The following is a 13,561-nucleotide window of genomic DNA, read 5'->3' as shown; positions in this document are numbered from 1 at the left end:
TCAGACCCTGGGAGCCCGTCGCACCGGTGGCACCCGTGGCACCCGTGACACCGTTCAGACCCGCCGCACCCGTGGCACCCGTCGCGCCGTCCAGCCCCTGGGAGCCCGTCGCACCCGTCGCACCGTTCAGACCCTGGGGGCCGGTCGCACCCGTCGCACCCGTGACACCCGCCAGACCCTGCGCACCCGTCGCACCCGTCGCACCGTTCAGACCCGCCGCACCCGTGGCACCCGTGGCACCGTTCAGACCCTGGGAGCCCGTCGCACCGGTGGCACCGTTCAGACCCTGGGGGCCGGTCGCACCCGTGGCACCGTTCAGGCCCTGCGCACCCGTCGCACCCGTAGCACCGTTCAGACCCGCCGCACCCGTAGCACCCGTAGCACCGTTCAGACCCTGCGCACCCGTCGCACCGTTCAGACCCGCCGCACCCGTAGCACCGTTCAGACCCTGGGGGCCGGTCGCACCCGTGGTACCCGCCAGACCCTGCGCACCCGTAGCACCGGTCACACCCTCCAGACCCTGAGGGCCGGTCGGGCCGGTCGCGCCCGTCGCGCCCGTGGCTCCGGTCGACCCAGAGACCGCGTCGCAGTGCGGCACGCCGCTCGCGGCGACCCAGCGGGCGGTCACCCAGCCGGGACGGTCCGCCAGCCGGTACCAGACGGGGTTCCCGTCCACGGGAACGCCCGTGTCCCAGCACAGGATGCTGACCTGCGCCTCGAACGGGTACGAGCCCAGGGTCGCGGAGCCGACCGTGGGCTGCTCACGGATGTTCACGCCGCTCCCCGCGGTGACCGTCCCCGTGACGGCCGCCCGGAAACGCTCGTGACTCCCCCTCGCCCCAGCCTCCCGAGCGATCCGCGCAGCCTGCGCGGCGGCGGCCTGAGCATGCGCCCGGCCCGCGAGAGTCTGCGCCTGCGCGAGGACAGGGGCACACAGGCCCCACGTAAGGCCGAGACTCATTGCCCCAAGTACCAGAGACGAGACGCCCCTGGTCTTGAATGCCTCATGCACCAGAACCCACCGTGCCTTTCCAGATGAACCGTCGGGGAAGGGGTGGGGCCAGAAAACTTCATACACTTCTGCAAACTCTGGCAACTCGCCATAAAAGTCAGAAATTACATTCATATCACCCGATAGGACCGAAGATAATCTGCTAATAAGAACCAGTAGGGTCGCCATCGCCCGCGCGCTCGCCCTCGGCCCCCGGCCTCGTCGTGGCGGACGAACCGACCAGCGCCCTGGACGTCTCCGTCCGCGCCCAGATCCTCAACCTCCTCCTGGACCTCAAGGAACGTCTCGGCCTCGCCCTGGTGTTCGTCTCGCACGACATCCAGACCGTGCGGAGGATGAGCGACCGGGTGATCACCATGTACCTGGGCCGGATCGTGGAGGAGACCCCGGCCGGCCGGGTCACCGACAGCGCCCGGCACCCGTACACCCGCGCCCTGTTCTCAGCCACCCCCGGACTGCTGGACCCCGTCGACCCGATCCCGCTGACCGGCCCGGTGCCCTCGGCGACCCGGCCGCCGAGCGGCTGTCCCTTCCGTACCCGCTGCTGGAAGGCCGACGAGGTCTGTGCGGGTGCGATGCCGGACTTCTCGGCCGCGTCACGGCCCGGCCACCGCTACCGTTGCCACCATCCTGTGGAGGAGGACCAGCCGATCCGCGACCTCGTGCGCCAGAGCAAGCCCCGGAGCCCCGAATGACCCTTCCCGTCCCGCTGACCGGTGTCGTACCGCCCGTCTGCACGCCCCTGACACCGGACCGCGAGGTGGACGTCCCCTCCCTGCTCAGGCTCATCGACCACCTGGTGGAGGGCGGGGTGCACGGCCTGTTCGTCCTCGGCTCGACCTCCGAGGCCGCCTTCCTGACGGACCGCCAGCGCAGGCAGGTGGTCGAAGCGGTCGTCGGTCACATCGGTGCCCAACTCCCCGTCCTCGCCGGGGTCATCGACATGACCACCCCGCGCGTCCTGGACCACGTCACGGCGGTCACCGCCGCCGGCGCCGAGGCGGTCGTCGTCACCGCCCCCTTCTACGCCCGCACCCACCCCTCCGAGATCGTCCACCACTACCGCCGGATCGCCGCCGCGAGCCCGGTCCCGGTCATCGCCTACGACATCCCGTCCGCCGTGCACACCAAGCTCCCCACCGACGTGGTGCTGGGCCTCGCCGCCGACAGCGTCCTGGCGGGCCTCAAGGACTCCAGCGGCGACCTGGCCGCCTTCCGCGAGGTCGTCACCGGCGCCCGCGCCCTCCCCGGCTTCAGCGTCCTGACCGGCTCCGAGGTCATCACCGACGCCGCGCTGGCCCTGGGCGCCGACGGGGCGGTCCCCGGCCTCGCCAACGTGGACCCGCACGGCTACGTCCGCCTCTACCGTCGCAGCCGGGCCGGCGACCTGGACGGCGCACGCGACGAACAGGACCGCCTGTGCGCCCTGTTCGGCATGGTCGGCGTCGGCGACCCGGCCCGGATGGGCGGCAGCTCCTCCGCACTGGGCGCCTTCAAGGCGGCCCTGCATCTGCGCGGCATCATCGACTGCCCGGTGACGGCGGAGCCGCAGATGCCGCTGTCCGGCGAGGAGGTCGAGAGGGTCGGCAAGTTCCTGGCGGGGGCGGGGCTGCTCTAGAGGTCGGCAGCGGTGGGGTGAGTCTTCTTTTTCAGCGCCTCGATGAAGGGGGTGAAGACTCCGGGCGGGAAGGCGAGGGTGGCTCGGGCGGGGGTTTTGGAGTCGCGGACGGCTACGTGGGCGGGCGAGGTCGCGATCTCCACGCAGTTGTTGCCGTCGCCGCCGCCTGAATAGGACGACTTCCGCCAGTTGTCGTGGGTGGTCACGGTGGTCTCACAGCTCCTTGGCCACTTTATGGATGAAGTCACGCGAACGAGTGGGGTCGAGTGATACGGCTTCTACTCTACGGAAGAGCGTTCGAAAGACGCTGAGTTGAGCCTCAGAGTCGATGAAACCGGTGCCGTGAGGTGCGTCGCGAACGGCGGTGTCCAGCTTGGGCACCGCGCCGCCCGCGAGCATCACGGGACTCCACGCACCGCCAAATCCGTCCAGGTCGAAGGGGATGACACGCACGGTGATGTGGTCGGCATCGGAGAGTTCCAGGACGCGGAAGAGCTGGGCCCGCGCATCGGCTCGGTCGCTGAGTCTGATGCGCAGGGCCGCCTCATGGATGACCGCCTCGTAGGGAGCGGGATCGCGCCCCACGAGGATTGCCTTGCGCTGCATGCGATGCTCGACACGCAGTTCACGCTCCTCCTCGGGTAGTTCGGGAATCCTGGAGGAGAACGCGGCGCGGGCGTACGCGGGCGTCTGAAGCAGGCCGGGAATGAACAGGAACTCGACGTCGCGCCGGTACGTGGAGTGGTGTTCCAACTCGGCGAGGTCCAGAAATGGTGTGGGCAGTCGTTGCCGATACTCCTCCCACCAACCCCGCGTCCGGTCGATCGCCATGGCCACCAGGGCATCGATCAGCTCGTCGTCCGAGCATGAGTAGTTGGCGGCGAGAAGGCGCAGTCGCTTCTCACTCACACCCGTGAGGCCGGCCTCGATCTGGCTGATCTGCGCCGAACCCACTCCGAGCATCGCCGCCGCCTCACGGGCTGGGAGACCTGCGGCATCCCGGAGCCTGCGCAACTCAACCGCCAACCGCATCTGACGTGCCGTTGGCTCGCTCCTGAGCGCCATGCTGCTTCTCCTCCCAACACGCCTGCACACGCGACTCGTTCGGGGTCAGATTACGCGACCTGCTTGCGAAACCTAAAAATCTAGGCCTACCGTCTGTGATGTCACCAACACGCATCGGAAGCGCACCGCAGATGCGGCGATGCCACCGTGCGTGAAATCCACTTCCCCCACCGGAGTCGATGCCCCATGCCCGAAACCTGGGACTACACCCTCTACATCCCCAACGACCTCAGAGCCGTCACCGTCTGCCGCCGCACCCTGCGCCTGATCCTGACGCTGCACGGCCTGATCGGGCTGGTCGACACGGCGGAACTCCTCGCGACGGAGCTGGTCTCCAACGCCGTACGCCACACGAAAGGGCCGGCCGCGCTCAGGGTGCGCCACTCCCCGGAGGGGGTGGTGTGGATCGGAGCGTGGGACACGGACCCCGAGCCGCCAGATCCGCCGCGACCACTGGGCCCGGAAGGCGAGCTGGACGAGGAGGGCCGGGGGCTTGGACTGGTCGTGGCTTGCGCGGACTACTGGGGCTGGCAGCCGTCGGCACGTTTCGGAAATCGGGGCAAGTACGTGTGGTGCGAGCTGCAGACTGCGTGACGGTCGCCCCGACGCTTGAGGCGCTGCACCGACTCTTGGCCGTCCTTCCTTGCGTCGGCCAACATGGAAGCGTCCCATCGTGGGTTCGTCGCGGCCGTCATGGTGCCCGATGGACTGCGCGCTCGCTCACGGGTGAGACGATCTTGCTGTTGCAGGTGTGTGATCACAGCGTCGGAGCGCGTGCAAAAACTCCTGTGCACCGGCTCGCGCGCCTCTGCGATCATGCCCGAATGGCGCACAGTCTCGAATCGCTGGTCATCCGGCACACTCACCGCCTCTCCTCCCCCAAGGGCTCCGCCGGGGAAGGAGTCGTCGCCGCACGACAGTTCGACGCGGCGCTGACATCCGTGGGCTTCAAGCTCTCGGCGGAGCTGCTGGAGCGGCTGTCGGGGCTGTCCGAGGCCGCGGTCGTGCACACCGCCAAGCGGACGTTGCGCACAGTGAGCGAGATGGTGGGCGACCATGTCCGGCACAACTCGTACTTCATCGACTTCCCGGCGAACGTGCCGGGCACCGAAGAGTTCTGGGTGCAGTGCGTGGCGAAAGCGCTCGGCGACGAGAAGTCGCGCAAGAGCGTGCTGACGCAGCTGAGGCACGGGGTACTGGACCTGCTCAGCCTCCCCACGTACGGCCGGTACCAGCACACCTACGAGGAAATGCTCGCGGCGCAGGACGAACTGATCGCCTCGGCGGGCGACCGGGTCACCGTCCTGCATCTCGGTCGGGACCTGGACGACGAACTCACCGACCTGTACCTGGCCCTGGCCGGCAGCACGACCCCGCTGGGCGAGGACCACCTGCACGACCTCAAGGCCCTCGCCGAGCGGTGCGCGCTCGGCCCCCAGCCGGAGGCGATCCCGGTCCGGGAGAACCGGGCGGTCATCAACGAGGCCCGGCTCGGCATCGGGGCGGACCTCCTCCTCGACACCGTCACCGATGTGCTGCGGCTGGCCTGCGCACTGTCGGGCGGCGACGTGACGCTGCAGGAGCCGACCCGGTTTCGGGCGCTGTCGCGGCCGCTGCGCCGGGGACTGCTCGCGGGTCTCGACGCCGTGGTCGCGGCGAACCCCGCGAAGCTCGCCGATGTGCACGCGCACCGGGAGCCCTTCAAGCGGCTCGGCGAGCGCCTCCACCCGCACGAGTACCCGCGCTGGCCGCACGCCGCCGATGTGTTCGCGGTCGCGCGGGGCGAGAAGGAGGCACGGTCCTTCGACAGCCGGATCGAGAAGCTGCTCGACGCGTTTGACGTCCTCGGTGCGGTGAAGCTGCTGAAGTCCGCTCCCGGCAAGCTGTTCCGCGCCCTGGACCTCCTGCTGCGCATCGCCGCCGACCAGGAGGAACGGGACGCTGTGGTGGCCGCCGCGGTGCAGGTCGCTCCCGACGTCTCCGGCCGGGTCGTGCTCTCGGTACGCGAGCATCTCCACAACCGGGCACGTGAGAGCGACGAACCCCGGGTCTTCGTCAACCGCCGGGGCCGCGCCTGGGTGACCCCCGACTTCCGGCCGCCGGTACCGGCCGCCGACCGCGATCGTCTGATCGCCGCCCTCGACGCCGAGATGCGTCGTCGGCTCCCGGCGCCGGGCCGGCTGCTGCTCGACCCCGATGTCCTCGATGTGGCGCTTCCGCTCAGCGGCCGGGCAACCGCGGCCGGGCTCGGCGTACTGCCGCGAGGGTCGATCTCCGCGGTCGACGGCGAGCAACTGCGCTTCTTCGTGTACTGGAAGGAGACCAAGGACCGGACCGACTACGACCTGTCGGCGCTGCTTCTCCACGCCGACTACAGCACCGATTCCTGGCTCTCGTACACGTCCCTCAAGGCCGTCGGGGGCGAGCATTCGGGCGACATCACCGAGGCACCCGACGGGGCCTCGGAGTTCATCAACCTGTCCCTGGACCGAGTGCGGAGCACCTTCATCGTTCCGCAGGTCAACATCTACGCCGGCGAAGGCTTCGAGGAGGTCGAGGAGTCGTTCTTCGGCTTCATGCTGCGTGACGGTGAGCAGAAGGGCCGGCCGTTCGAGCCGCGCACCGTGCGGATGAAGTCGGAGCTGCGTGGGGTGGGCCGGGTGGCGCTGCCGCTGGTGTTCCGGCGCGGGGACGACGGCCGGTGGCGCGCGAAGTGGCTGCACCTGTATCTGAAGGGCATCTCGTCGGCCAACCGGGTCGAGGAGAACCAGGTATCCGTGTCGAAGGTGGTACGTGCCATCGTGGAGCGCGAGCAGTTGACGGTGGGGTACCTGATCGACCTGATGTCCGGCGACACCACGACCGTGGACCTGTGGGACGGCGAGCCGGTCCCGGACGAACCCGTGATGTACATCGGCCTCGAGCGTCCCGAGGGGCTGCATCCGGACTCACGGATCATCACCCTCGAAAATCTGCGCGACTTGATCCCGGGCTGAGTGCTAGCGTTGCCTGCGGCGAGGCCATGAAGGGGCTTCCTTCTCAATTCCTTTGCTGAAACGAGTCCCTTCGCTTTCCTCGCCGTCGACCTCGACTGGGAGGCGCCCGCTCGGCGCCTCCCAGTTTTTGTCTGCGCTGGTACCCCAACACGCGGGAAGACCCGGATGACGGGTACCGGGTCGACTGCCCCGCAGGGTTCCGCGACTCCCGCAGCAGCCGGTAATTGTCTGCCTCAGGATTTCGTCGGGAAATTGCGGATGCCCACTCCTTCACGCCGTAGGACGTGGTGCTGGTGTTGGGTCGGCGGCACAGTTCCTAGGGCAAGCCCACGCGGCGGAATTCAATGGTCTGATACGGACCCGTCGTGCCCGTCTCATACAGGACGCCCACCCGGTCGTGGCCGAGCTGGACCAGGTCGGAGTAGCCGGCCGGGTGGGCGGAGAGGGTGCGCAGTTTGGTGAAGGTGCGGCCGGCGTCCGTGCTGGACCACAGGGCCATGGAGCGGCGGGCGGTGGGGACGGACGGGGCGGAGAAGAGGAGGGGGGCCCGGGGGCCGTGGACCTGGAGGACGCTGCCCTGGACCACCGGGACGTCGTCGAGGGTCGGCTGGACGGTGTAGGGGTGGGTCAGGGTTTCGCCGCCGTCGCGGGAGTAGGCGTCCAGGCGGTTGCCGGGGGCCGTGCCCTTCTCGTCGCGGGCGTTGAAGTACAGGCGGCCGTCGGAGAGTTGGGTGGCGCTGGTCTCGTTGGCGTTCGTCACACCGTCGTGGGTGTCGGCCACGAAGCCGAGGTGCCAGCTGCGCCCGCCGTCGTCGCTGTAGAGGGCGTGGCCGCCGTGGTAGCGGCGTTCCTGGCCGGTGTCGGACGAGCCCTTGGGCGGGGCCGCGGAGTGGTTGGCGGGGACGACGAGGCGCCCGGGGTTCCCCCCTCTGGGGGAGTGCGGGCCCCGGGTGAGGGCCACCGCGTGGCCGGGGCCGGTCGCGTACCAGCGCCAGTCGGGTCGTTTCACCTGGTCCGTGATGTCGCGTGGGGGCGAGAAGTGGCGGCCGTCGTCGGTGCTGTGCTGCACGAACACCCGGCGGCTCTGCTCGGGGGTGACCTCACCGCGCGTGATCTGCGCCTCCGTCACCGCCCCGCTGTTGTAACAGGTCAGCAGGATGATCGCACCGGTGCGCGGCTCGACGACGGGCGCCGGGTTGCCCCGGGTGTCGCCCTGCCCGGCGGCCACGACCGTGAGCGGGCCCCAGGTGCAGCCGCCGTCGGTGGAACGGCGTACGACGACGTCGATGTCGCCGGTGTCGCCCGCGCCGTCGTGCCGGCCCTCGGCGAAGGCGAGGACGGTGCCGCGTCTCGTGACGACGGTCGCCGGGATGCGGTAGGTGTCGTAGCCGCCCTGTCCGGATGTGTAGGGCACGGAGGAGACGCAGCCGGAGCGGGAGTCGGCGTGGGCGGGGTGGGTGGCGGCGAGCGGGCTGAGGAGCACGGTGGCGGCGAGGAGCACGCGGCGCAACGAGGTCACGCCTCCTATGCTCCCCGCAACCGGCGGACCCGATTCGGCATTTCCCCGCCACCACCGTCCGCACATGTGTTCCCGGCCCGGCCTCGGCTCATCCGCCCCTCCAGCTCACCCACCCCCCGGCACCACCAGCCCCGACTCGTACCCCACGATGACCAGTTGGGCCCGGTCCCGGGCACCCAGCTTGCCCATGATGCGGCTGACGTGGGTCTTCGCGGTGAGCGGGCTGAGGCGCAGGGCCTCGGCTATCTCGGTGTTGTTCAGGCCCCGGGCGACCAGCGTGAGCACTTCGCGCTCGCGGTCGGACAGGCACTCGGGGCCGCCGGTGGCCGGTGGCGCGGAGGGGCTGTGCAGGAAGCGTTCGATCAGCCGGGCCGTCGGTCCCGGCGAGAGCAGTGCCTCGCCGGCGGCGACCGTGCGGATCGCGTCGAGGAGGTCGGCCGGACGGGTGTCCTTGACCAGGAACCCGGAGGCGCCGGCGCGCAGCGCGTCCACGATGTTCTCGTCGGTGTCGTAGGTGGTGAGGACCAGTACCCTCACCCCGGCCAGGTCCTCGTCGGCGGCGATCAGGCGGGTGGCCTCGATGCCGTCCAGGTCCGGCATGCGGATGTCCATCAGCACCAGGTCGGCACGCCCGGCACGGACCAGCTGGACCGCCTCGCGGCCGGTGGCGGCCTGCCCGACGACCTCCATGTCCGGCGCGGACTCGACCAGCATCGCGAACGCGGCCCGCACGAGGGTCTGGTCGTCGGCGAGCAGTACGCGAATGGCGCTCATCCGGTCCCTTCCGCGGTGGTCCTCGTGGGCAGTACGGCTCTCACCTCGAAGCCGCCCCGCGTGCGCGGTCCGGCGTCGAGGGTGCCGCCCACGCTGCGGGCCCGCTCCCCCATGCCGACCAGTCCGAAGCCGGGCGCGCCACCGGGGGCGGGGCCGGTTCCGTCGTCGGCCACCGTCAGGTGCAGGGCGCCGTCCCGCTCGTACAGGTCGATGCTGACGGCCGGTTCGGGGCCGGCGTGCCGTACCGCGTTGGTCAGCGCCTCCTGCACGATGCGGTACGCGGCGGCGCCCACGGCGGGCGGTGCCGTGCGCACCCGTACGGTCTGCTCGACGCGGGCGCCCGCGAGGCGCGCGGCCGCCACCAGGTCGGGCAGGCCGTCGAGACCGGGCAGGGGGCCGCGGGCGTCCGGGGAGCCGTGCTCCCGCAGCACCTCCAGGGTGGCGCGCAGTTCGCCGCGTGCGGTGCGGCAGGTCTCCGTGATGTCGTCCAGCGCCTTGGCGACCGTCTCCCGGTCGAGCCGCTCGGGGTCGGCGGCCAGGACGTGGGCGGCGACGGAGGTCTGGACGCCGATCAGCGTGATGCTGTGGGCGAGGAGGTCGTGCAGATCGCGCGCGATGCGCAGCCGCTCCTCGGCGACTCTGCGGCGCGCCTCCTCCTCGCGGGTGCGTTCGGCGCGTTCGGCGCGTTCGACGATCGCGGCGACGTGCCGGCGGTGGTAGCGGATGGCGACGCCGAGGAGGAGCACGGCGATCACCCAGCCGGAGGTGCGCAGTATCTGGGCGGCGTGATGGGTGTTCACCGTCGTCATCACGCCCACGATGACGGCGAGGACGGTGACGCCGGTCAGGACGGTGCGCAGGGGGCGGCTGGTGGCGGCGACCGTGTAGAGCGCGGTGAGCCCGGCCGGGACCGTCGCGGCGTGGTTGTTGTCGAGGGCGTTGTACGTCGCGATGAGGGCCACGGCGGCGGCGAGCACCAGCACGGGGCGGCGGCGCCGCCACACGAGCGGTGCGTGCGCGGCGAGCAGCAGCGTCCAGCCGAGCGCGTCGGGGCGGCGGCCCGGGTCGGTGAACAGGGCGAGGCACACGGCCGGCACGACGAGGGCGAGGGCGAGCAGGGCGTCGTTGCGGGTGGCGTGCGGGGCGGTGCGGGGGTCGCGGTTGATCGCCGTGAGGATCCGCTCGCCCTGGCGGGGCCGGCCCGCCGCCGGATCGCGGCGCACCGGCGCCGGGATCCACGGAGACCGGTGGCGGTCTGTCGTCGTCGGGGTTTCCTGCACGGGGTTCATCTTCCGGTAGGCGGGCGCCCCCGCCGAGGGTGGGGGCGCCCGGTGGTTCAGCCCACGGGCTGCGGTGCCCGCTCGGCGCTCACCGCGTCCGGTGCCTGGGACAGCGGCCCCGGCCACCACACCTTCCGGCCGAGCGCCACGCTCGCGCTGGTCACCAGGTAGGTGCGGACGAGGAAGGTGTCCAGGAGCACGCCGACCGCGATGACGAAGCCCAGCTCGACCAGTTGCACGAGGCCCATGTTGGTCAGCACCGCGAAGGTGGCGGCGAGGACGAGCCCGGCGGATGCGATGACCCCGCCGGTGGTGCGCAGCGCGGTCAGTGCCGCGGCCGCCGGTTCGGCACCCCGCAGCGACTCCTCCCGCATCCGGTGCATCAGGAAGATGCCGTAGTCGACGCCGAGGGCGACCAGGAACACGAAGGACAGCAGGCCGAGGCCGGGGTCGGTGCCGTGGAAGCCGAACAGTGGCCCGAAGACCAGCCCGCCGAGGCCGAGGGCGGCCCCCCACACGGCGACCACGGCGACCACCAGCAGCAGCGGGGCGACCAGGGACCGCAGCAGGGCGATCAGGATCAGCAGCACGGAGAGCAGGACGATCGGTACGACGACCATCCGGTCGCGGGCGTTGGTGTCCGCGAGGTCGAGCTGCTGTGCGCCGGCCCCGCCGACGCGGGAGCCGTCGAGCCGGTGCCGGAGATCCTTGATGGTGGCGGTCTCGGCGGCGGACTGGGGCGGGGCGGACGCGGTGACCGTGATCTCGGTCCATCCGGCGCCGGTACGGCCCTCTCGCGCATCCGCCACTCCCTTCGTGGCCCGGATCGTGGCCAGGGCGGCGTCGGCGCGGCCGACCGGGGTGAGGACCTCGATGGGCTGCGCGGACCGCTCCGGGTAGGCCTTCGCCAGGGTCTGCATGGCGGTGACGGACTCGGGCCGGTCGACGAAGGCGTCCAGCTGCTTGGCCGGACCGGGCAGGTTCAGCGTGCCGAGGGCCAGCGCGCCGAGCAGGGCGGCGCCGCAGGCGAGGACGGTCAGCGGGCGGCGTCCGGCCGAGGAGCCCATCGCCGCGAACAGGGAGCGGCGGACCTTGGGCCGGGAGCCGTAGGCGGGGACGAGCGGCCAGAACAGGCGGCGGCCCAGCAGGACCAGAACGGCGGGCAGCAGGGTCAGCATCGCGGCCAGCGCGCACAGCACGCCGACGGTGCCGAGCGGGCCCATGCCCCGGCTGGAGTTGAGGTCGGCGGCGAGCAGGCACAGCAGTCCGGCGGCGACCGTGCCCGAGGAGGCGAGCACGGCGGGCCCGCAGCCGCGCAGTGCCGCGCGCATGGCGTCGTACGGCCGCTCGTGGCCTCGTAGCTCCTCGCGGTAGCGGGAGACGAGCAGCAGGGCGTAGTCGGTGCCGGCGCCGAAGACGAGGATCGTCATGATGCCGACGCTCGCGCCGGTGACGGCGGTGTCGAAGGCCTGGTTGAGGGCGTAGGCGGCGGCCTGGGCGAGGAAGTCGGCGATGCCGGCGACGACGAGCGGGACGAGCCACAGCAGCGGGCTGCGGTAGATCAGGATCAGCAGGAGCGCGACGACGGCGACGGTGGTGTAGAGCAGCGGGCCGCCGAGCGACTGGTAGACGCCGGCGGCGTCGGTGGCGAGGGCGGCCGGACCGCCGACGTCGACCGAGAGGCCGTCCGTGTCGTGGGCGATGCCCCGGACGTCGTCGACGAAGGCGTCGCGCTTCTTCTCGTCGGTGCCCGGTTCGTTGCTGGTGACCGGGTACATGAGGGTGGTGCCGTCGGCGGACGGGACGCCCTGCGGGGGGCGGCCGGTCAGGGTGTGCCGGTCGGCGACGGCGGCGACCTGCGCGCCGGCCGTGGCCCGGTCGGCGGCGGTGAGGCCGCCCGCGCGGTGGTAGACGAGGACGAGTTCGGTGGTCTCACCGCCCGGCAGGCGTTCCTGGAGCCGGGCCACCTGGGTGGAGTCGGCGGACGCCGGCAGGTAGTCGGTGGTCCGGTTGTGCTGGACGTCGGTGAGCTTGGCGGCGAACGGCCCGGCCACGGCGAGCAGGACCACCCACAGGCCGAGTACCAGCCAGGGCAGGCCTCGTCGCCTGCCCCTCCCACGTGTTGTCGCGGCCCTCATGGAAACAGGCCCCCCTCCGGAGCGGATGTCTGGTGTCGGCTTCCAGACTTCCGTCGCGCGGGGGCGGATTCGTCGGGCGTGGGGGCGAGTTCGGCGGTACTGCGCGGGGTGACCGGACGGCGCGCCTACTCCCCGGGGAGTACGGACGCGGAGTGTTCCACGGAGGGTCAGGAGGAGGCTGCGGGGCGGTCAGGAGGGGGCTGCGGGGCGGTCAGAAGGGGGCCCGCGGGGGCAGGAGGGGTCCCGCGGGGGCAGGAGGGGGTGCGGGCGCGGTCAGGAGGGAGGTGCGCGCGGTCACGAGGGAGCTGCGGGCGGCCACGAGGGAGGTGCGCGCGGCCACGAAGGAGGTGCGGGCGGCCACGAAGGAGGTGTGAGCGGTCACGAGGGGGTGCGGGCGGCGGCCAGCAGTCTGGTCACGTCGTCGGCGCACATGGTGAGGGCCGTGCCGATGGTGGTGAGGGCGTCACGTTCGGCCGGTGTGTAGGGGCCGTCGGCGAGGGCGATGCGGGCGGCCTGGAGCAGGAGGGACTCGCGGCCGGCGAGGGCGAGGTGCGGGGCGAGCGGGTCGAGGGCCTCGTGCAGCTCTATGGTCAGGCCGGCGCCGCTCGGCCCGCCAAGGATCCGGCCGGTGTCGGCGGCGAGGGCCTCGACCAGGGTGGCGAGGTGGTCCTCGGTGCAGTCGTCGAAGCCGGCGGAGCGGACCGTGGCGGCGGCCGTCTCCAGGGCCGTGCGGGAGCCGGTGCCGCCTGCGGCGAGCACGGCGAGGGCGACGGTGTGCACGGCGTCGCGGAGCATCGCGGAGAAGCGGCGGGTGGTGGGGTGGTCGAGGACGTCGGTGCCGTAGTGGTGCCGGCAGGCGGCGCACTCCACGACCGGGCCGGTCGCCCCGCGCGGCAGCACGGGCACACCGAGGAGGGTGAAGCGGCGGCGTCCGGTCAGCCGCTGGTAGTTGCGGTCGCCTCCGCAGCCGGGGCAGAAGAACTCGCCGTCTCCGACGGGTGTCCACGCGGTGCGGGTGCCCAGGATCCGCGCAGCCCTGGCGGCACGGCCGTCTCGTCCCCGTACTGGCAGCACGTCGCACCTCCGTAACCGCGCGGCAACATCGCAGCGCTGGCGTGATGTTAGCCACATCACGGAGGCTGAGTCAGTACCTCGTACG

At 71.6% G+C, this 13,561-nt stretch carries 11 protein-coding genes and 1 pseudogene; 4 read left to right on the top strand and 8 right to left on the bottom strand.

What is annotated here, in order from left to right; translation table 11 throughout:
* Positions 1–1,169: 1,169 nt before the first annotated feature.
* Both ACWD5D_RS04195 and ACWD5D_RS04190 read left to right on the top strand, forming a co-directional pair.
* Positions 1,170–1,707 (top strand): annotated as a pseudogene (locus ACWD5D_RS04195) (oligopeptide/dipeptide ABC transporter ATP-binding protein); the annotation flags it as partial.
* Positions 1,704–2,630, top strand: a complete 927-nt coding sequence (locus ACWD5D_RS04190) for a dihydrodipicolinate synthase family protein (RefSeq protein WP_451371230.1) — start codon at positions 1,704–1,706, stop codon at positions 2,628–2,630. The pseudogene ACWD5D_RS04195 and the gene ACWD5D_RS04190, both read left to right, overlap by 4 nt.
* Here ACWD5D_RS04190 and ACWD5D_RS04185 read toward each other — a convergent pair.
* Positions 2,627–2,836, bottom strand: a complete 210-nt coding sequence (locus ACWD5D_RS04185; RefSeq protein WP_451371229.1) for a DUF397 domain-containing protein — start codon at positions 2,834–2,836, stop codon at positions 2,627–2,629. The genes ACWD5D_RS04190 and ACWD5D_RS04185 overlap by 4 nt on opposite strands.
* 7 nt (positions 2,837–2,843) lie before the next feature.
* Complete coding sequence (locus ACWD5D_RS04180) at positions 2,844–3,695, bottom strand: helix-turn-helix domain-containing protein (protein WP_451371228.1); 852 nt, start codon at positions 3,693–3,695, stop codon at positions 2,844–2,846.
* A 186-nt stretch (positions 3,696–3,881) separates the two neighbouring features.
* Between ACWD5D_RS04180 and ACWD5D_RS04175 the strand changes: the two genes are divergently transcribed.
* Positions 3,882–4,289 carry an ATP-binding protein gene (locus tag ACWD5D_RS04175; RefSeq protein ID WP_451371227.1) on the top strand — a complete coding sequence of 136 codons (408 nt, stop codon included), beginning with the start codon at positions 3,882–3,884 and terminating at the stop codon, positions 4,287–4,289.
* Between the two features lie 230 nt (positions 4,290–4,519).
* Positions 4,520–6,691: a hypothetical protein gene (locus tag ACWD5D_RS04170; protein WP_451371226.1), complete on the top strand. Its 2,172-nt coding sequence runs from the start codon at positions 4,520–4,522 to the stop codon at positions 6,689–6,691.
* A 316-nt stretch (positions 6,692–7,007) separates the two neighbouring features.
* Here the strand turns inward: ACWD5D_RS04170 and ACWD5D_RS04165 are convergent, their stop codons facing one another.
* From ACWD5D_RS04165 to ACWD5D_RS04140, 6 genes are all read right to left on the bottom strand, one after another.
* On the bottom strand, positions 7,008–8,210 hold the full coding sequence (locus tag ACWD5D_RS04165; RefSeq protein WP_451371225.1) for a sialidase family protein: 1,203 nt from the start codon (positions 8,208–8,210) through the stop codon (positions 7,008–7,010).
* Positions 8,211–8,315: 105 nt separating this feature from the next.
* Positions 8,316–8,984 carry a response regulator gene (locus tag ACWD5D_RS04160; RefSeq protein ID WP_451371224.1) on the bottom strand — a complete coding sequence of 223 codons (669 nt, stop codon included), beginning with the start codon at positions 8,982–8,984 and terminating at the stop codon, positions 8,316–8,318.
* Positions 8,981–10,264 (bottom strand): sensor histidine kinase, encoded by a 1,284-nt coding sequence (locus ACWD5D_RS04155; protein WP_451371223.1) that lies wholly within the window; start codon positions 10,262–10,264, stop codon positions 8,981–8,983. The genes ACWD5D_RS04160 and ACWD5D_RS04155 overlap by 4 nt, the downstream gene beginning before the upstream one ends.
* Before the next feature lie 56 nt (positions 10,265–10,320).
* Positions 10,321–12,402, bottom strand: a complete 2,082-nt coding sequence (locus tag ACWD5D_RS04150) for an MMPL family transporter (RefSeq protein ID WP_451371222.1) — start codon at positions 12,400–12,402, stop codon at positions 10,321–10,323.
* Positions 12,403–12,613: 211 nt separating this feature from the next.
* On the bottom strand, positions 12,614–12,784 hold the full coding sequence (locus tag ACWD5D_RS04145; RefSeq protein WP_451371221.1) for a hypothetical protein: 171 nt from the start codon (positions 12,782–12,784) through the stop codon (positions 12,614–12,616).
* Positions 12,781–13,476 (bottom strand): TerB family tellurite resistance protein, encoded by a 696-nt coding sequence (locus tag ACWD5D_RS04140; protein ID WP_451371220.1) that lies wholly within the window; start codon positions 13,474–13,476, stop codon positions 12,781–12,783. The genes ACWD5D_RS04145 and ACWD5D_RS04140 overlap by 4 nt, the downstream gene beginning before the upstream one ends.
* Positions 13,477–13,561 lie beyond the last annotated feature (85 nt).

Source organism: Streptomyces sp. NPDC002520, from assembly GCF_053595235.1.
This window is presented reverse-complemented; position numbering and strand designations above follow the sequence as displayed.

Bases quoted from the DNA above. Each gene is read 5' to 3' on its own strand.
- ACWD5D_RS04180 (WP_451371228.1), bottom strand. From the start codon at position 3,695: ATGGCGCTCAGGAGCGAGCCAACGGCACGTCAGATGCGGTTGGCGGTT.
- ACWD5D_RS04150 (WP_451371222.1), bottom strand. From the start codon at position 12,402: ATGAGGGCCGCGACAACACGTGGGAGGGGCAGGCGACGAGGCCTGCCC.
- ACWD5D_RS04160 (WP_451371224.1), bottom strand. From the start codon at position 8,984: ATGAGCGCCATTCGCGTACTGCTCGCCGACGACCAGACCCTCGTGCGG.
- ACWD5D_RS04170 (WP_451371226.1), top strand. From the start codon at position 4,520: ATGGCGCACAGTCTCGAATCGCTGGTCATCCGGCACACTCACCGCCTC.
- ACWD5D_RS04190 (WP_451371230.1), top strand. From the start codon at position 1,704: ATGACCCTTCCCGTCCCGCTGACCGGTGTCGTACCGCCCGTCTGCACG.
- ACWD5D_RS04175 (WP_451371227.1), top strand. From the start codon at position 3,882: ATGCCCGAAACCTGGGACTACACCCTCTACATCCCCAACGACCTCAGA.